Here is a 17,792-nt window from a genome sequence, read left to right as displayed (position 1 = left end):
CCCGGGGCGGGCCTGGCCTGCACGGGGGCGCCCATGGGGACAGTTCCGAAGTTTCCCGACCGTCCGGTAGAAAAACACGAAACGTTTCGTTTATGATGGGCGCATGACGACGAAGCCATCGACATTTCCCGCAGACTTTATCTTCGGCACCGCCACCGCCTCCTACCAGGTAGAGGGGGGTGTGCACGAGGGCGGCCGCGGCCCTTCAATCTGGGACACGTTCTGCGCCACCCCAGACAAGGTGGTTGGGGGCGACAACGGCGACGTGGCGTGCGACCACTTCCACCGGTGGGAAGAGGACGTCGACATGATGGCGGAGATGGGCCTCCAGGCGTACCGCTTCTCCATCGCCTGGCCGCGCGTTCAGCCCGGCGGCACCGGCGAGTTCAACGAGGAGGGCATTGCCTTCTACCGCAACCTCATCGCGCGCCTGAAGAGCAAGGGCATCACGCCCCTCATCACGCTGTACCACTGGGACCTCCCGCAGGAACTTCAGGATGAAGGCGGCTGGGTCAACCGCGACATCGTGGACCGCTTCACCGCCTATGCCGTGCGCATGATGGAGGAGTTCGGCGGAGACGTCGACATGTGGGCAACCTTCAACGAGCCCTGGGTTGCGTCGTTCATTGGCTACGGTGCTGGCGCGCACGCCCCTGGCCACACTGACTCGGCAGAGGCCCTCACCGCCGCTCACCACCTGAATCTCTCCCACGCTCGTGCGTACCGCGCAATGAAGCACATCCAGCCCGATGCCCAGATCGGCTATGTGAACAACTGCCACACCCCGCGCCCGTGGGACCCGTCCAACCCCAAGGACGTCGCGGCATCGGCCCACATCGACGCGCTCGCGAACACCATGTTCCACCAGCCGTTCATTCAGGGCGGCTACCCGGAGGTGCTCCGACCGAACACGGCGCACATCACCGACTGGTCCTTCGTGCACAACGGTGACGAGGAAGAGATGAAGGGTGCAGTCGACTGGTTCGGCGTCAATTACTACGCCTCGCACTTGGTGCGTCACAACCCCCACAAGGGCAAGGCCACGAGCGAGGTAGCGACCCTTGCTGACGGTCACAAGGCCGGTGCCGGCACCGCCTGGCCCGGTGACGAGGAGATCGAGTTCATGCCGCCCCTAGGCCAGCTCACGGCCATGGGGTGGAATGTGGACCCCAGTGCGCTTACGGCGCACCTGCTCAAGATTCACCGCGAGACCGGCAAGCCCATCTACGTGACCGAGAACGGTTCCGCCTGGGACGACGTCGTGGACGACGATGGCCGCGTGCGCGACGTCAACCGCATCTCCTACTTCCACGGTCACTTGGGTGCAGTGCTCGACGCCATCCATGAGGGCGCGGACGTGCGCGGCTACATGGCGTGGTCGTTGATGGACAACTTCGAGTGGGCCCAGGGCTACGCCAAGCGCTTTGGCATTGTGCGCGTCGACTACGACACGCTCGAGCGTCGCTGGAAGGACTCCGCGTACTGGTACACCGAGGTGCTGCGCCGCCGTGCGGTCGTGCCAGTGGAGGAAGAGCTAGCCCCGACGCCTCCGCGTACGTTCTAGCGCGTTTACCAGCACACCGCTAATCGCCTCACCGCGCGACGCGCCGGTCCCTTCGCCTGCAAGGCGGCGACCGGCGCGTCGTTGCGTTGCAGACCCGGGGGACCGAGGGCGGGCTCGCGCACGGCCGGGCAGGCGAGCTTTGTCGCCCCCGTAGACTCGGACCATGCCCCGCTCCCGTCGCTCGCGCAAGCGCCCCTACGGCCAGCCGCATGAGGAACTGGACGTCGAACGGCTGGCGGGGTCTGTCGGCGGCAGGCGCGAAACGGGCCCGCGCGGTGAGGAGTTCATCGTCGCGACACCGAGGCCGAGCGAAAAAACCTACGTGTGCCCTGGCTGCGGTCAGGAGATCCCTCCGCAGACCGCGCACCTCGTGGCGTGGGCGGCCGACGGCTTGTTCGGGGCAGAAGCCGCGGCGCGTGAGCGCCGTCACTGGCACACCCACTGTTGGAACACGTTTGGGAGGACTGCATGAGCGAGGCTGAATCCGGAGAAGAGATCCGGTCAATGACGGTGCTACCCGCGCTGCGCGAGGACATCGTGCTGACCACGGACGACGGCCTGGAACTCGTGGGCGAACTCGCTTTGCCTGAGGGAAGGCCCGCTGTCGCGACCCTCATCACCCTCCACCCGCTACCCACGCACGGCGGGTTCATGGATTCGCATGTGTATCGCAAGGCCGCGTGGCGACTGCCAGCGCTCGCGGACATTGCGGTGCTGCGCTTCAACACGCGCGGCACCGAGTCACCGCGAGGCACCAGTCAAGGCGCCTTCGACGAGGGAGTGGGGGAGGCGGCCGACGTGCGGGCTGCGGTGGACTTCGCGGTGGCACGAGCGCTTCCGAACAGGTGGCTCGTGGGGTGGTCGTTCGGCACGGAACTGGCCTTGAAATACGGCGCCCCGCTCGACGTCGAGGGAGCAATCCTGCTGTCGCCGCCATTGCACCGCGCGGACGAAGACGACATGCGCACCTGGGCAGAGAGTGGAAAGCCTGTCACCGCGTTGGTGCCGGAACTCGACGACTTTCTGCGCCCGGAAGAGGCTCGCGAACGCTTCGCGCCGCTCACGCAGCTCGACCTCGTTCCCGTCGATGACGCGAAGCATCTGTGGGTGGGCGAGAAGTACGTGCGCCTTGTCCTCGACCGCATCGTCGAGCAAGTCGCTCCTGGCCGTTCGCCGCTGCCTACGCATGTCCCGTAGCGTCAAACAGCCCCTTTCCGTACGCTCGCAGTAGGCGCACGTTCCCGTGCCGCCGCTTAAGGAGGCCCCGTGTCCGCTCCGATCGTCTTCCTGAACGCCTTCCCGGTCGACCGTGCGCAGTGGGAGGGCCTGCTCGCCGTGCTCGGGCCTGATGTCTGCGGCGACGTCATCACCTTCGACATGCCCGGCATTGGCCAGATGCCGCTCACGGACGAGGAGCCCAGCCTTGACCTCATCGCAGACGCGGCCGTGCTCGCCATGAGGGAAGCCACTGGTGAGGACGCGGCAGTCTGGATCGGTTGCTCCATGGGCGGGTACGTCGCGATGGCAGTGGTCGAACGCCACCCAGACGCGGTGGCGGGTCTGGGGTTGATCGCCACCAAGGCCGTGGCCGACAGTGACGAGGCCAAGGCCAAACGACTGGCGGTGGCCGAGTCACACGTAGGCGTTACCGCGACGCCGGATCCTCGCGCGCTCGCGGAACCGCTCGTGGGGATTCAGGGCCCGCAGCGTGAGGAACTCGTGGAGTGGGTCAGCGCGAACATCGCCCGTCACAGCGGTGACGGAATCGCGTGGGGCCAGCGGGCCATGGCGGACCGTCCCGATCGCACCGAGGTCTTGCGCAACGTCGACGGCCCCGCTGTGGTGGTCGCGGGTGAGCACGATGGGATGGTGCCGCGCGAAGACATCGAGGCCATGGCGGCCGCGCTCGGCGTCACCCCGGTCGTCATCGGGGGAGTGGGTCACCTTGCGGCGCTCGAGGCCCCCGCTGCCGTGGCGGACGCCTTAGCGCCGCTCCTGCGCTAGGACCCCTGACCCCACTCGTTTCCGCCTGCAAGGCGCTTGGCAAGCGCATCCGCGATGGGCATGGATTCGCCGTCGCGACCCCCTTTGCCCAGTTCGAGCGGGGCGGGGGAAGGATCGAGCTCCACCCCGCGCAGACGTCCCTTCAGTGACGTGGGGGCGCTCAGGATGTAGAACTGTGCATCCGTGCCAACGCCCACGGTGCGGTCCCGCTTCAGGTACCAGCCGCGCACGTTAGTGCGGTAGCGATGGGACCCGTCGTAGGAGCGCGCCGTGAGTGCGGTGGGGGTGATTCCCGCCGCGACGGCATCGTCCACAAACGAAGCGACCAGGGCGCCCGCCTGACGGGCCTGCGCCGCCTGGGCGCGCTCCAGGGCCTCGGCCCTGCGCACCCGAGCGTCGCTACTGTCCGTCATGCTCGGGGCCCCTAGCGCTGGACCGAGGTGTCGTCGGCCTCTTCAGCCTCGTGCTGCTCCTTGAGCGCGGTCGCCTTCGCCAGGCCCGCCACGGGGTCGGCGCTCAGCAGACCGCGTAGGTCGTCGAGGTAGGTCGTGATCGACTCGCGCTGGCGGTTGAGTTCATCGACCTCCTGCTGCGCGTTGGAGCGCTCGCGCTCGGCATCGGACACGGCCTCGGAGATGATGCCCTCGGCGTGCTCGCGCGCGTCGGAGACAATCTCGTCGGCGTTGTTGCGCGCGTTCGACAGCAGGCTCTGCGAATGTACCTCGGCATCCCGACGCACTGTCTCCGCACGTTCCAGGGCATCGGACAGGCGCTGCTCGGCCTCGTCCGCCCGCACTCGAGCGTCCTCAACCATCGCGGCGGTCTCCGCCTTGGCCTCTTCGTGACGGGCCGTGAGCTCCTTCTCGGCGTTCTCGCGGCGCTGTGCGATCTCGATTTGAAGATCCTCGCGGGCCCGGCGTGCCTCCTCGTGGGCGGCCTCAGCGTCGGCGTGGCCCTCGGCGCGCGCCTGGTCAGCGTCGCGCTGAGCCGTCGTGACGATGTGGTTGGCCTCTTGGCGAGCGGCCGCGATGCGCTCCTCCGCCTCGTCGGCGGCGTCCTGGGCCTTCTTCGCGGCATCGCGGTCGGCGGTGTCGCGCGTGGACTGCGCGTAGGTGTCCGCTTCGCGACGGGTCGTCTCGGCGTAGGTGTCCGTCTCGTGGCGAGTCGCCGCGTCGTAGTCGTCTGCCTCGAGCCGCACCTGCGACGCGTCGTCGTCGGCTGCTGTACGCGTGGTCTGCGCGTACTCGTCGGCTTCCTTGCGGGTGGCCTGGTCGTAGAGGTCGGCTTCCTTGCGCACCTGGCGAGACGCGGTCTCGGCCGCTTCCTTGGTCGCCACTGCGTAGTCGTCGGCGTCCTTGCGGGTCGTCGCGCTGTACTCGTCGCCGGCTGCCTCAGTCGCCGCCTTGTACTCGTCTGCCTCGGCACGAGTGGTGTCGCTGTATTGATCAGCGGCCTCGCGCGTGGTGGTTTCGTAGCCGTCGGCGTCCGCGATGGTGACGCGACGGTACTCGTCTGCCTGCGACCGCTGAGCCTCGTCGTAGGCGTCAGCCTCCTGGCGGACCTCGGCAGCGTCAGCGTCGGCCTGAGCGCGGGTGTGCTCGGAGTAGGTATCCGCGTCCGCCCGCGTCTGGGTGGAGTAGGAGTCGGCGTCGGTCCTGGTCGCCTCGGCGTAGTTGTCGGCCTCGCGACGGGTCGCGGCGCTGTAGTCGTCCGCTTCCGCCTGAACGGCCGACTTGTACTCGTCCGCCTCCGTGCGCGTCGCGGCGCTGTAGTCGTCGGCCTCGCCACGCGTTGTCGCGCTGTACTCGTCCGCCGCGGCGTGCGTCGACGCCTTGTAGTCATCGGCCTCGGCGCGGGTGTCGACGGTGTACTGATCGGCGTCCGCCCTGGTCGCGGAGTCGTAGTCGTCGGCCTCCGTGCGGGTTTGTGTGCTGTAGTCGTCGGCAGCCGTGCGGGTGTCGTGATCGTAAGCGTCCGCCTCACGCTCCACCTGCGCGCGGTGCTCGGCTGCGGCGGCGTGCGCGGCAGCCAATGCCGCGTCGGCGTCTGCCCGCAAGCGCGCGCTGTACTCATCCGCGGCTGTCTGCGTCGTCGCCTTGTAGTCGTCTGCCTCGGCGTGCGTGGTGTGGGCGTACTGTTCCGCGTCTGCGCGGGTCGCCTCGTCGTACTCGTCGGTGTCTGCGCGCAGCGAGTCCACCTCGCGCTGGACCTCTGTGCGCAGGTCGCGCGCTTCCGTTTCCGCTTCGCGGCGCATGGCCTCCGCCTCGCGCCCTGCCTGGGACAGGAACTGCTGGGCGTCGTTGCGCATCGAGGCCGCATCGGAATCCGCAGAGATGCGAATGTCCGCCGCCTCGGCGTCCGCAGCGTTGCGCACCTCCTGAGCCTCGGCCGCCATACGCTTGGCCTCGACCCTGGCGTCTTCGAGGGCCTTCGCGGCCTCGGCCCGCAGGCCCTCGGCCTCTTCCTTGGCTGCCGCAACCGTCTGCTCCGCCTCAGCGCGGGCAGTGTCGAGCGCCTCGGTTGCTTCACGCTGAGTGGTGACCTTGAGTTCGGTGGTCTCGCGCTCCGCGGTGGCCCGCATGGTGTGAACCTCGCGGTCAGCACCTGCCTTGAGTTCAGCGATCTCCGTGTCGATGCCGGCCTTGACACGCTCGGCGTCGCGGCGAGCGCGCTCGACGGTCTCGGCAGCTTGCCGCTCAGCGGACTCGCGAGTGCCGGCGGCCTCTGACTCCGCTGCGGTGCGGATCTCTTCCGCTTCGCGTCGGGACTGGGCCAGGATCTCGGCGACCTCGTTGTCAGCACGCGCTCGCAACTGTTGTGCGGAGACGTTGGCCCGCGCAACCGTGTCCTGGGCGTGCGTGTTGGCGCGCTGGATCACGTCGGACGACTGCTCCTCCGCTGAGCGCAGTAGCTGCTCAACGCGGGCTCCCAGACCCTTGTACGTGGGCTGCTCGGACTCCCGCAGCGACTTCTGAGCCTCCTCCAGGGCGCCACGCGTTGTCGACGCTTCCTGTTGGGCGTTCTGCGCTGCTTCCCGCGCCTCCTTGAGGGAATCCTCCAGGCGGGCGATGTGAGCGGCGACCGCTTCACGGTCGTAGCCGCGCATCGCGACGGGGAAGGCCAAGCTGTCTTCGGGCATTATTTCTCCTCCCGCGCGGCTGGGTTGCGGCCCGCGCAGTCGGTCCCAGGGTAGTGCGCCTGACGGACCCCGACAAAGCCGCGAAGTGTCCCAATCGGCAGAAGTCTCCTAAAGTGAAGGCAGAACCCTAGGAGGATCGAGTGACCTTGAGGACGGCTGCCCTGGCAGCGGGAGTGCTGGGAGTGCTCCTGTTGATCACGGGCCTGATTGCTGATGCGCAGCGTCCGCCACGCGATGTCGTGGCCACAGCTGACGTCGACACGTCTGTGGTGGTGTATTCGCCGGCAATGATCGAATTTGCCGCGCAGTCTCGCCTGGGAGTAAGCGGTAGCGGCGACATCGTTGCTCTCACCGCGCGCCCCGCAGACGCCGACGCATGGCTTGCCGAGCGCGACGCCACCGCTATCACGGGCCTGCCCGAGTGGGAGACCCTGTCCACCGCCCCGTATGAGCCTGCGGAGCCAGACACAAGCGCCAGCCCCAGTGCATCCGCCTCGCCGTCGGCGAGCGCGTCGGCCAGCGCGTCGGCCAGCCCCTCCGAGTCAGCGAGCCCCTCGGCCGAGGCGAGCCCGTCGGCCTCCCCCTCGGCGGACGCGGAAGCCGAGCAGGCCGATGTCCTGGAAGAGGTCTCGACGGACCACTGGCGGGAGCAATGGAACGGCGCTGACCGCGTTGCGGTGCTCGCCTCCGACGTCCCCGAGGGCGAGACCCTGATCGTGACCAGCCGCGATGGCTCGCCGCTCGAGCAGGCCGACCTACGCCTCACGCGCGAGGTCAACGACGGCTGGATTACTCCGCTGATCTGGTGGGGCGCGGCCCTGACCCTGATTGGCCTCATCGCGTTGCTCCTGCGCTTCATCGATTTGCGCCCCGCGCAGGCCAAGGTGGAGTCCTGGCGCGCCGGCCGGAGCATCACTGAGGACGGCAGCGAGCCTGGCACTCGTCGTGCGCGGCGTGCCTCCGGCGAGCACCTGCCTGAGGCCTCGCTCGACGAAGAACCCGCAGCCACGCCCGCCGACGCCCCCGTAGCGTCCAGCGCCGAGCAAGCCGGGGGCGACCAGCCCACTGAGGATGACCCCTCCGCCTCCGGTGACGACGACCGCCCGACCGACAGCGAAGGGGGCCGCGCATGAACCGCCGCTTTATTGCCACGGTGACCGGGGCATCGGCCCTTCTCCTGTTGACCGGCTGCGTCGCGGACGTCCCTGAGCCCGTGACGGAAGATCCGGAGCTGCCGCTCAAGGCCGCGCTGTTGGAACCGCAGTCCACCCGCATCGTGGAGGAGACGCACGCAGAGTTGGCTGAGGCAGATTCGGAGCTCGATGTCGAACTGCTCAGCGAGCGCGTGGGCGGCGACGTGGTGCCCATCCGTGACGCGCAGTACACGCTCGCCGATGAGGAGGACGGCCCGGACCCAGTGGCGATCCCCGAGGGCGTCCAAGCGGTGTACTCGTCCGGAGCAGAGACCTTCCCGCGCTCCATGGCCGTCGTGACCGAACCCGCGAGCGACGACTCGACGCCCGTGGTCATGATGTGGGTTCAGGACAGCATTGACGATGAGTACCAGCTGCGCCAGTGGTCCCACATGATCCCGGGCGCCACGATCCCCGCGATGGCCGGTACCACCACGGGAGCCCCACAACTCGACGTGACGGCCGAGGGTCTGCAGATGACCCCCGAGGACGCGATCAGCAACTACCTTGACCTCTTGCGCAGCGGCACCGACTCCGAGTTCGAGGAGACGTTCGCGCCTGACGCTTACCGCGAGCAGATCTTCGCATCGCGCGAGACGCTCACCGAGGCGGCTGAGGATGCTGACGGCGAGTACGTCGACACCATTCAGTCGGACATCGACGACACATATGTGATGGGGACCGCAGAGGGCGGCGCCTTGGTGTTTGCGCCCGTCACCATCGAGTCATCGTTCTCCGTCGACGACGGCATCGTGGAAATTTCCGCAGACCAGCAGCCGTTGGTGGATGGTGACATCGAGGACGTGGCGGTATACGAGTACCGCGACCTCGTGGTGATGTACGTGCCTGCCGCGGATTCCGAGGACCAGCCCGCGATCGTCGCGGCCGACCACAACCTCATCTCCATCTCTGAAGACTGACCCGAGCCCCCGATTCCCGAGGAATGATGACTTCTCAGAACCCCGAGGTGCCGCTGCGCGGCGCCCCCGACCTGTCCCAGTTGGCTGCCTCAGCGCCTTCCGCTCCCGCCGCTCCCGCCGCTCCTGCCGCTGGTGGCGTGCCCCAGGCGGCTGCAGCATCGGCCGGATCCGTGATCGACGTCACTGACGCCAACCTCAATGACCTCGCGCAGACCTCCACCGAGGTCCCCGTGGTCATCGTGTTCCTGTCCTCCGCCTCTCCGGCGTCGAAGGAACTGGTGACGCGCATGCAGACGCTGATCGCCCGCTACGACGGGCGGCTGCTGCTTGGACAGTGCGACATCGACACGAACGGGCAGATCGCGCAAGCTCTCCAGATCAGCGCGGTGCCGACGGTGATGGCCCTCATTGCCGCCCGGCCTGCGCCGCTGTTCCAGGGTGCCCCCGAGGACGACCAGATCACTGGCGTCCTGGACCAGGTGCTCGAGATCGCCGCTCAGAACGGCGTCACCGGCCGTGCCGCCCAGGGACCGGCCGACGGCGAGCCGGCCGCCGAGCCCGAGCCCGAGCCTTTGCCTCCGTTGCATCAGGAGGCCTACGACGCGATCGAGCGTGAGGACTACGCGGCGGCGATCGACGCCTACGACCGGGCACTGCGTGAAAACCCCAAGGACGCTGATGCCAAGGCCGGACGCGCTCAGGTCTCGCTCATGGAGCGGACCAAGGGTGCGGACCTGGGTGCGGTGCGCACGGCTGCGGCGGACAACCCGCAGGACATCGATGCGCAGATGGCTGTCGCGGACATGGACGTGCTTGGCGGCCAGGTCGAGGACGCCTTCGCTCGCCTCATCGACGCCGTGAAGGTGACCGCCGGGGATGACCGCGACCGGGTACGCCTGCGCCTCGTGGAGCTCTTCGATGTCGTGGGCGCCGCGGATCCACGTGTGGCGGACGCGCGCCGGGCTCTCTCGGCAGCGCTCTTCTAACGAGCGGCTGGCCGGGCCTGCCCGGCTCCTCGCCACCCGCCCCCACCTTGCCAAATGGCTCCATTTCGCTGTTTTAGCTACGCATAACAGCGAAATGGAGCCATTTGGCGGGGGACGGAAGAGGCGGCTAGTCCTTGCTCGGACGGAAGAACACTGCCCCTAGCGGGGGCAGACGGACTGTCGCGGAGTGCTCCCACGACCCGACCTTCCGGTCCTCAGAAGCGACGCGGCCCAGATTGCCCACGCCGGAGCCACCGTAGTGCTCAGCGTCGGTATTGAGGATCTCGTCCCACATTCCTCCTGAGGGCAGGCCCAGGCGATAGTTCTCGTGGGGCACGCCCGCGAAGTTGATCGCCACCGCGACAGGCTCGCCGCGTGAATCCCAGCGCAGGAACGTCAATACATTGCGGTCAGCATCGTCCGCGTCGATCCACGTAAAGCCCTGGGGATCGGAATCGCGCTCCCACAGGGCGGGGGTGGCAACGTACATCGCGTTGAGGTCACGGATGAGGTCCTTGAGGCCGCCATGCAGCGAGTCCTCCAGGTGCCACCAGTCCAGCGAGCGGCCCTCTGACCACTCCGCCTCCTGACCAATCTCGCAGCCCATGAACAGCAACTGCTTGCCGGGGTGGGCCCACTGATACGCGAAGAGCGCCCGGAGTCCGGCGACCTTTTGCCAGTGGTCTCCAGGCATGCGCTCCATGAGAGAGCCCTTGCCGTGGACGACCTCATCGTGACTCAGGGGCAGCATGAACTGCTCGGAGAAGGCGTACATCAGGGAGAACGTCGCGGTGTGGTGATGGTGAGAGCGGCTGATGGTCTCCTCGCGCAGGTAGCGCAGGGTGTCGTTCATCCAGCCCATGTTCCACTTGAGCCCAAACCCAAGGCCACCGGCAGAGGTGGGCTGGGTGACGCCTGGCCATGCCGTGGATTCCTCCGCGATCATCACGATCCCGGCGTTGGTGCGGTACGCGGTCGCGTTCGCCTCCTGCAGGAACGCGATGGCGTCGAGGTTCTCGCGACCGCCGTGCACGTTGGGGCGCCACTGACCTGCTTGGCGCGAGTAGTCGAGGTAAAGCATCGACGCCACGGCGTCCACGCGGAGCCCGTCCGCGTGGAACTCTTGCAGCCAGTACACGGCATTGGCGACAAGGAAGTTGCGGACCTCTGGCCGGCCAAAGTCAAAGATGTAGGTGCCCCAGTCGGGCTGTTCCCCGCGCAACGGGTCGGGGTGCTCGTACAACGGCGTGCCGTCAAAGCGTCCTAGCGCCCACTCGTCCTTGGGGAAGTGGCCGGGGACCCAATCCAAGATGACGCCAATGCCTGCCTGGTGAAGGGTGTCGATCAGGTAGCGCAGCTCGTCCGGCGTGCCGAATCGAGACGTGGGCGCGTAGTAGCCGGTGACCTGGTATCCCCAGGAGCCGCCAAAGGGGTGTTCCATCACCGGCAAGAACTCCACATGGGTGAAGTTCAGTTCCTTGACGTACGCGACGAGTTCCTGCGCGAGTTCGCGGTAGCCCAGGCCCTGCTTCCACGAGCCGAGGTGAACCTCGTAGACGCTCATGGGAGCGCGGTGTGCCTCTGCCTGGCCGCGGCGGGTCATCCACCGGTCATCGTTCCAGGTGTAGGAGGACTCGGCCACGACGGATGCCGTCTGCGGAGGAATCTCCGTGGCGCGGGCCATGGGGTCGGCCTTCTGGCGCCATGCGCCGTCCTTGCCGAGGATTTCGTACTTATAGCGAGCGCCCGCGGCCACCCCAGGGATGAACAGTTCCCACACGCCGGACGCGCCCAGCGAGCGCATGGCGTGGCCCACTCCGTTCCAGTGGTTGAAGTCGCCCACAATCCGCACGGAGCGTGCGTTGGGGGCCCAGACGGCGAAAGAGGTGCCGTGTACCTCGCCTAGGACCGACGGGTAAGTGCGAACGTTGGCGCCGAGCACACCCCACAGGCGTTCGTGGCGGCCTTCGCGAATGAGGTGGAGGTCAAGTTCGCCCAGGGTTGGCATAAAGCGGTAGGGGTCGTCCTGCACGGTCTCGTCGCCGTCATAGGTGACGTGCACGCGGTAGTCCGGTGCGTCCTCGCCTGGGACGTCAGCACGCCAGACGCCTTCTTGCTCGTGCTCCGCCTCGAAGGTGCCGTCGAGCGTCTCGATGCGCACTCGGGAGGCGAGCGGCCGCAACACGCGGATGGTCTGGCCCTCGGTGCCGGCGTGCGGGCCGAGGACCGCGTGCGGTTCGTGGTGCGTCCCCGCCGCTACTTCGGCGAGTACTCCCGGGTCAAAGTCCCTGGCAGCCATGCGCTACCGCCTCTCAGTCGTGTCGTGGTGGTGGAGCGCGATCATGGAATTCGCACCTGCGCAATGTGCGCCATGGTGTCGGTCGGGTCCAGTTTGACGTAGAACTCGCGGCCCCACGTGAAGGTCTGCCCCGTGAGCGCATCATCAACCACGATACGAGCGTCGTCGGTGAGATCGAGCGCTTCCATGTCGAGCCGAATGATGGCGTCGTGGACGTCGTGCGGGGCAAAGCTGACGACCATGATGACGGTGTCCGCCTTGCCCGTCGGCGACTCGTCGGCCGGCACGTGGCGCGAGTACACGAGGATCTGGGGGTTGGATGAGGTGTGCACCGTGAGGCCGCGCAGGCGACGCAGGGCGACGTGCCGCTTGCGTGCCGCATTGACCTTGGTGATCACGTCTTTGACGCCGAGCGCATCCGCTTGCGTCCAGTCGCGCTGCTTGAACTCGTACTTCTCGTTGTCGATCTGCTCCTCGACGCCCGGCCTGGGCACGTTCTCGACGAGCTCGTAGCCGGTGTAGATGCCGTAGGACGGCGACCCGGTTCCGGCCAGGACGGCGCGTGCCTGGTAGAGCGGCGCGCCACCGGCCTGCATGTCCGGAGTGAGGATGTCGTGGGTGGTGGGCCAAAAGTTGGGGCGCATGTAGAAGCTGGACTTTCCGGAGACCTCCTCGAGGTACTCCGCCATCTCTTCTGCCGTGGGACGCCACGTGAAGTACGTGTACGACTGGTGGAAGCCAATGCGCGCGAGGGTGTGCATCATGGCCGGTCGCGTGAATGCCTCGGCGAGGAAGATCACCTCGGGGTGGGTGCGGGCAACGTCCGCGAGCAGGCGCTCCCAGAAGGTCAGCGGCTTGGTGTGGGGGTTATCCACCCGGAACAGCGTCACGCCAGCGTCAATCCAGACTTGGAGCACCTCGCGGATGGCCTGGTAGATCCCCTCTGGATCATTGTCGAAGTTGAGGGGGTAGATGTCTTGGTACTTCTTGGGCGGGTTCTCCGCGTACGCGATGGTGCCGTCGAGTCGCTGGGTGAACCACTCGGGGTGTTCGTGCACCCAGGGGTGGTCGGGCGAGCACTGGAGAGCGAGGTCGAGCGCGACCTCAAGGCCCTGGTCGGCAGCGGCCTTCACGAAGGATGTGAACTGGCGCATGGTGCCCAGTTCCGGGTGGAGTGCGTCGTGGCCGCCCTCGGGCCCGCCGATTGCGTACGGGCTCCCGGGGTCAGTGGGCTCCGCTTGGAGGGAGTTGTTGCGCCCCTTGCGGTGGGTCATCCCGATCGGGTGAATGGGCGTGAGGTAGACAACGTCAAAGCCCATCTCCGCGATGGCCGGCAGGCGCTTGGCGGCGGTGGTGAAGGTCCCGGACTTCCACTGGCCGGTGCGCTTGTTGTACTTGGCGCCCTCGGAACGGGGGAAGATCTCGTACCAGGCGCTCACCAGCGCCTTCTCGCGCTGAACGAGCAGCGGATACTCCCGGGAGGGGCTGACCCACTCGCGCAGAGGGCGCTCGGTCATCTCCTGCTTGACGTCTGCGCTGATGGCAGGGGCCAGGCGCTTGTCGGGGCTGAGCTTGGTGTTCCGCAGTGCGGTCAGCGCGGCGTTGAGTAGGTCCTTGCGCGCGGCCTTGCGGCGGACAGCGAGCGCGCGGGTGAGGACCTCAACGCCCTCATCGAGCATGAGTTGCACGTCGACGCCAGCCTGCACCTTGACGTCGGCCGCGTGCGCCCAGGTTGCGTAGGGGTCTGACCATGCCTCGACGCGGAAGGTGTGCATGCCTTCGAGGTGGGGGACATAGGTCGTTTGGTACAGCGAGTTGCCGAAGTCGCGAAGGGGCATGGGGACGGAATCACGCTTGCCGTCCGGCCGCGTGACCACGACGGTCGCGCCCTCGGCATCGTGCCCCTCGCGAAAGATGGTTGCCCAGATGGGCACCGCTTCTCCGATCACGGCGCGAGCGGCCCACCGTCCCTCTTCGAGGGAGGGGCCCACGCCTACAACGGGGATGCGTCCGACCGACAGTTCTCCTGGGAAGGCCATAGGTCGAACCTACAGGGCTTGGCGCGTGCTGTGTACCTGCGGCGCGCCTGGGAACAGGGCCGATGCCGGGGCCGCGTTGTACTCGGCCGCCTGCTGGCTGTGAGCTAGGCGCTCGCGCGCACCACGAGCGCGGCTGGCATGGTCACGGAGGGGGCGTCCTTGCCAGCTGCCGCGCGCAGGACGAGGTCCACCATGGCCTCGGAAATCTCGTCGAATGGCTGGTGCATGGTCGTCAGCGGCGGGTCAAAGCTGGCAGCGAGTCCTGAGTCGTCGAACCCGACCACCGCGACATCGCCGGGGACCGTCTTGCCGGCCTGCTGGAGGGCAAGAATGGCACCTGCAGCCATCCGGTCAGACGCGGCGAACACGGCGTCGATGTGAGGCTCGCGAGCCAGCAGATTTGCCATCGCCTCCGCACCCGAATCCCGGGAAAAGTCTCCGGCTTCCACGAGCGCAGGGTCGTAGAGGTCGCCCAACGCCTCGCGGTAGCCCACGCGGCGGAAGCGTCCGCCGGGGGTGTCTTCTGGACCGGCGATGTGCGCGATGCGCTCGCGGCCGAGTGCGCGCAGGTGCGCAGTGGCGGTGCGGGCGGACACTGCCTCGTCCACGGACACCGTCGGAATCTGGTTCTCGTGTCCAAGCGGGATGCCGCAGGCGACGGTGGGCACGCCTGTGTCGATCAGGGTGTCGATGAGCGGGTCCGACTCATGTGAGGAGATCAGCAGCACGCCATCCACGTGGCCGGCGGCGACGAACTGCGCGACGTTGTCGCGTTCCTGGGGCGTGCCCGCAACGAGCAGGACCAGGGTCTTGTTGTGCTTGGCAAGCGCTTCTGCGGCGCCTCGCAACAAGATCGCGAAGGTGGGGTCCGCAAACAGGAGGTGCTGGGGCTCGGTGAGTAGGAACGCGACGGAGTCCGCGCGGCCAGTGGCGAGTGAGCGGGCGTGGTGATTCGCGTGATAGCCGGTCGCGGCGATCGCTGCCTCCACCTTGTCGCGCGCGTCGGGCGACACCCAATGCCCACCGTTGAGGACGCGCGACACCGTGCCACGGGAGACCCCGGCGGCGGCCGCGACGTCGCGGATGGTGGGTTTGCGTTTGGCGGTGTTGCTCACGATCACAGACTCTAGCCGCCTTCCGGGCGCGACCTGGCGGTGAGGCCTCCGCGCGGTACGGGATGAGGGCTCCCGTGGCCGGCGGGTGGGCTCCTGATCAGGGACGACGCTGTGGCTGGGCAGGAGGCCGAAGGTCTCGTGGGGCGGGCGACGGCTGTGAGTTTCTCGTCACGATTCGGTTACGACGGCGCCCTGCATTTGCAGGAACCGACCTGCATGACGCACGATGTAAGCGCTTGCATCGACGGGGATCGCCCAAGAAGCAAGCGCTTGCATGGTGCGGCAGCGGTCGCCCGGATGTTTCATCACGGTTTCGTCACGATCACCGATTTCGGTTGGTGAACGCGACGGGGGCGAGTGAAACTGGGACCGGTCACAGTTGCACGGTGACCGGCACCGCAGTTGGCCCACCCAGGGCCTGGACACGATGGAGAGTCATGACGTCGAACACTTGGCCGGATCTCGACGGGATCGCCTACGGCGGGGACTACAACCCCGAGCAGTGGCCCCGTGAGGTCTGGGATGAGGACGTCGCGCTGATGCGCGAGGCGGGGGTGAACTTCGTCTCGGTCGGCATCTTTTCGTGGGCGCTCTTGGAGCCCAAGGAAGGCCTCTACGAGTTCGGTTGGCTCGACGACTTGCTCGACCTCCTGCACGCCAACGGCATCTCCGCTGACCTGGGCACCCCCTCGGTCTCTCCGCCCGCATGGTTCTTTCACCAGTACCCCGAGGCGCGCGTCACCCTCAAGGACGGCACCGTCATGGGGTTCGGCTCACGCGGTATGGCCTCGCACGCCGCGCCGGAATACCGCGAGGCGATCGCACGTATGGCCGGGGCCCTCGCGGACCGGTACGCGAGCCATCCCGCAGTGGTGATGTGGCACATTCACAATGAGTACGGCGTGCCCGTCGCAGAGGACTTTGGTCCGCGAGCGGTCGCGTCATGGCGGCGCTGGCTGCAGGCGCGCTACGAGACGCTGGATGCGCTCAACGATGCCTGGGGCACCGCCTTCTGGGGTCAGCGTTATGGAGACTGGGAGCACGTGGTTGCCCCGGCCGCTACCCCCACCATCGCGAACCCCGCGATGAAGTTGGATTGGGCGCGCTTCACGGACGACCAGCTGCGCGAGTGCTTCCGCATTGAGCGCGACGTGATCCGCGAGCGGGCCTCGCAGCCGATCACCACGAACTTCATGGCTCACCAGTCGTGGAACACGGACCTGTGGAAGTGGGCACGCGAGGTCGACGTCGTCTCTGACGACCACTACCTGTGGGCGCCCGACCCCGACGCACACGTCGGCCTCGCGCTGTCTGCCGACCTCACGCGGTCGGTCGCAGGTGGCAACCCCTGGATTTTGATGGAGCACTCCACCTCCGCCGTCAACTGGCAGGGGCACAACGTTGCCAAGCGCCCGGGGGAGATGCGCCGCAACGCGCTGACCCACCTGGGCCGCGGCGCTGACGGCATCGCGTTCTTCCAATGGCGCGCGTCCCGCTCCGGCGCGGAGAAGTTCCACTCCGCGATGGTGCCCCACGCCGGCCCGCGGTCTCGCGTGTTCCGCGAGGTCGCCGGGTTGGGCCAGGACCTCAAGGCCCTCGCGGACATCCGCGGCGCCCGCACCACGGCAGCCGTGGCAGTCCTGTACGACTGGGAGTCGCTGTGGGCGCACGACCTGGAATGGCGCCCGTCGGACGACCTTCAGTTCCGCGAGCGCATGCGTGCGTACTACGAGCGCCTGTGGCGCGATGGCGTGCAGGTCGACTTCGCTCACCCCGAGGCTGACCTCAGCGGCTACCGCATGGTGGTGGCCCCCAGTTCCTACCTGCTCACCGCTGAGGCCGGGCGCAACCTCGAGGCCTACGTCGAGGCAGGCGGCACGCTCGTCGTTGGCGCGTTCTCTGGGATTGTCGACGAGCACGATGCGGTCCACGCCGGCGGCTTTGGAGCGCCCCTGAAGAACGCACTGGGGCTCACCATCGAGGAGTTCCTGCCCCTGCGCGCCGGCGAGACGTGCCACGTTGCCTACGGCGCAGAGAGCATCGAGACCGACGTGTGGGCAGAGGACATGGCGCTCGCTGGCGCCGAGGTCCGCGGCACGTTCACCGACGGTCCCGGCGCTGGACTTCCCGCCATCACCCGCCACCAACACGGCACGGGCGTGTCCTGGTACGTCGGCACCCGCTTGAGCGTCTCTGCCCTCGCCCATGTCTTCGCGGACGCATACGCGGATGCGGGACTGACCCCGGCATCGGCCCCCGAGGGCGTCGAGGTCATGGTGCGCACCAGCGGTGCAGAAGATTTCGTCGTGGTGTGCAACCACACCGACGACGCAGCAGACCTGTCGATCACGGGAACAAACGCCCTCACCGGCGCCCAGGTCGACGGACAACTCACTGTGGCAGGCGGCGACGTAGCCGTCGTCCGTACCGCCGCAGGTGAGTGGGGAGGTGGTCGCTAGTTGCGCCAGCCTTCCATGCCGGTGGTGCGACCACCTGCAACGACCACCAACCACCACGACGGCTAACCCCGTCT

13 protein-coding genes are annotated in these 17,792 nt (G+C 67.6%); 8 read left to right on the top strand and 5 right to left on the bottom strand.

Annotated elements, in window-relative coordinates:
• The first annotated feature begins 103 nt into the window (after window positions 1-103).
• The 4 genes from AOP75_RS11500 to AOP75_RS11490 all read left to right on the top strand — a co-directional run bounded on the left by AOP75_RS11500 (window position 104) and on the right by AOP75_RS11490 (window position 3,568).
• Window positions 104-1,564: a glycoside hydrolase family 1 protein gene (locus AOP75_RS11500; RefSeq protein ID WP_062079229.1), complete on the top strand. Its 1,461-nt coding sequence runs from the start codon at window positions 104-106 to the stop codon at window positions 1,562-1,564.
• Window positions 1,565-1,727: 163 nt separating this feature from the next.
• Window positions 1,728-2,036, top strand: a complete 309-nt coding sequence (locus tag AOP75_RS12445) for an Rv1322 family protein (protein WP_083966946.1) — start codon at window positions 1,728-1,730, stop codon at window positions 2,034-2,036.
• On the top strand, window positions 2,033-2,761 hold the full coding sequence (locus tag AOP75_RS11495; RefSeq protein WP_062079228.1) for an alpha/beta hydrolase: 729 nt from the start codon (window positions 2,033-2,035) through the stop codon (window positions 2,759-2,761). The genes AOP75_RS12445 and AOP75_RS11495 overlap by 4 nt, the downstream gene beginning before the upstream one ends.
• Window positions 2,762-2,830: 69 nt before the next feature.
• Complete coding sequence (locus tag AOP75_RS11490) at window positions 2,831-3,568, top strand: alpha/beta fold hydrolase (protein WP_062079227.1); 738 nt, start codon at window positions 2,831-2,833, stop codon at window positions 3,566-3,568.
• Here the strand turns inward: AOP75_RS11490 and AOP75_RS11485 are convergent.
• Both AOP75_RS11485 and AOP75_RS11480 read right to left on the bottom strand, forming a co-directional pair.
• Window positions 3,565-3,981, bottom strand: a complete 417-nt coding sequence (locus AOP75_RS11485) for a hypothetical protein (protein WP_062079226.1) — start codon at window positions 3,979-3,981, stop codon at window positions 3,565-3,567. The two genes, AOP75_RS11490 and AOP75_RS11485, sit on opposite strands and share 4 nt — an antisense overlap.
• 11 nt (window positions 3,982-3,992) lie before the next feature.
• Window positions 3,993-6,707, bottom strand: coding sequence for an SPFH domain-containing protein (locus AOP75_RS11480; RefSeq protein ID WP_062079225.1), 2,715 nt, complete (start codon window positions 6,705-6,707; stop codon window positions 3,993-3,995).
• A 140-nt stretch (window positions 6,708-6,847) separates the two neighbouring features.
• Here AOP75_RS11480 and AOP75_RS12770 point away from each other — a divergent pair, with 140 nt between their 5' ends.
• The 3 genes from AOP75_RS12770 to AOP75_RS11465 are packed head-to-tail and all read left to right on the top strand — an operon-like array spanning window position 6,848 to window position 9,806.
• Window positions 6,848-7,840: a hypothetical protein gene (locus AOP75_RS12770; protein ID WP_176564451.1), complete on the top strand. Its 993-nt coding sequence runs from the start codon at window positions 6,848-6,850 to the stop codon at window positions 7,838-7,840.
• Window positions 7,837-8,820 carry a DUF8094 domain-containing protein gene (locus AOP75_RS11470; RefSeq protein WP_062079223.1) on the top strand — a complete coding sequence of 328 codons (984 nt, stop codon included), beginning with the start codon at window positions 7,837-7,839 and terminating at the stop codon, window positions 8,818-8,820. The genes AOP75_RS12770 and AOP75_RS11470 overlap by 4 nt, the downstream gene beginning before the upstream one ends.
• Window positions 8,821-8,846: 26 nt before the next feature.
• A complete protein-coding gene (locus tag AOP75_RS11465) occupies window positions 8,847-9,806 on the top strand; it encodes a tetratricopeptide repeat protein (protein WP_152650072.1) in 960 nt (319 codons plus the stop codon).
• Between the two features lie 127 nt (window positions 9,807-9,933).
• Here the strand turns inward: AOP75_RS11465 and glgB are convergent, their stop codons facing one another.
• The 3 genes from glgB to AOP75_RS11450 form a co-directional block, all read right to left on the bottom strand.
• On the bottom strand, window positions 9,934-12,105 hold the full coding sequence (gene glgB, locus AOP75_RS11460) for a 1,4-alpha-glucan branching protein GlgB (RefSeq protein WP_062079221.1): 2,172 nt from the start codon (window positions 12,103-12,105) through the stop codon (window positions 9,934-9,936).
• A gap of 41 nt (window positions 12,106-12,146) precedes the next feature.
• Entirely contained in the window at window positions 12,147-14,144 is a 1,998-nt protein-coding gene (locus tag AOP75_RS11455) for an alpha-1,4-glucan--maltose-1-phosphate maltosyltransferase (RefSeq protein ID WP_062079220.1), read from the bottom strand.
• A 104-nt stretch (window positions 14,145-14,248) separates the two neighbouring features.
• Window positions 14,249-15,262 (bottom strand): LacI family DNA-binding transcriptional regulator, encoded by a 1,014-nt coding sequence (locus AOP75_RS11450; protein ID WP_062079270.1) that lies wholly within the window; start codon window positions 15,260-15,262, stop codon window positions 14,249-14,251.
• Between the two features lie 434 nt (window positions 15,263-15,696).
• Between AOP75_RS11450 and AOP75_RS11440 the strand changes: the two genes are divergently transcribed.
• Window positions 15,697-17,718 (top strand): beta-galactosidase, encoded by a 2,022-nt coding sequence (locus tag AOP75_RS11440; RefSeq protein ID WP_062079218.1) that lies wholly within the window; start codon window positions 15,697-15,699, stop codon window positions 17,716-17,718.
• Window positions 17,719-17,792: the final 74 nt, after the last annotated feature.

Source organism: Demequina globuliformis (assembly GCF_000975155.1).
Taxonomy (GTDB): Bacteria; Actinomycetota; Actinomycetes; order Actinomycetales; family Demequinaceae; genus Demequina; species Demequina globuliformis.
Note: the sequence above shows the minus strand (reverse complement) of the source record. Positions and strands in the feature narration are given on the sequence as shown.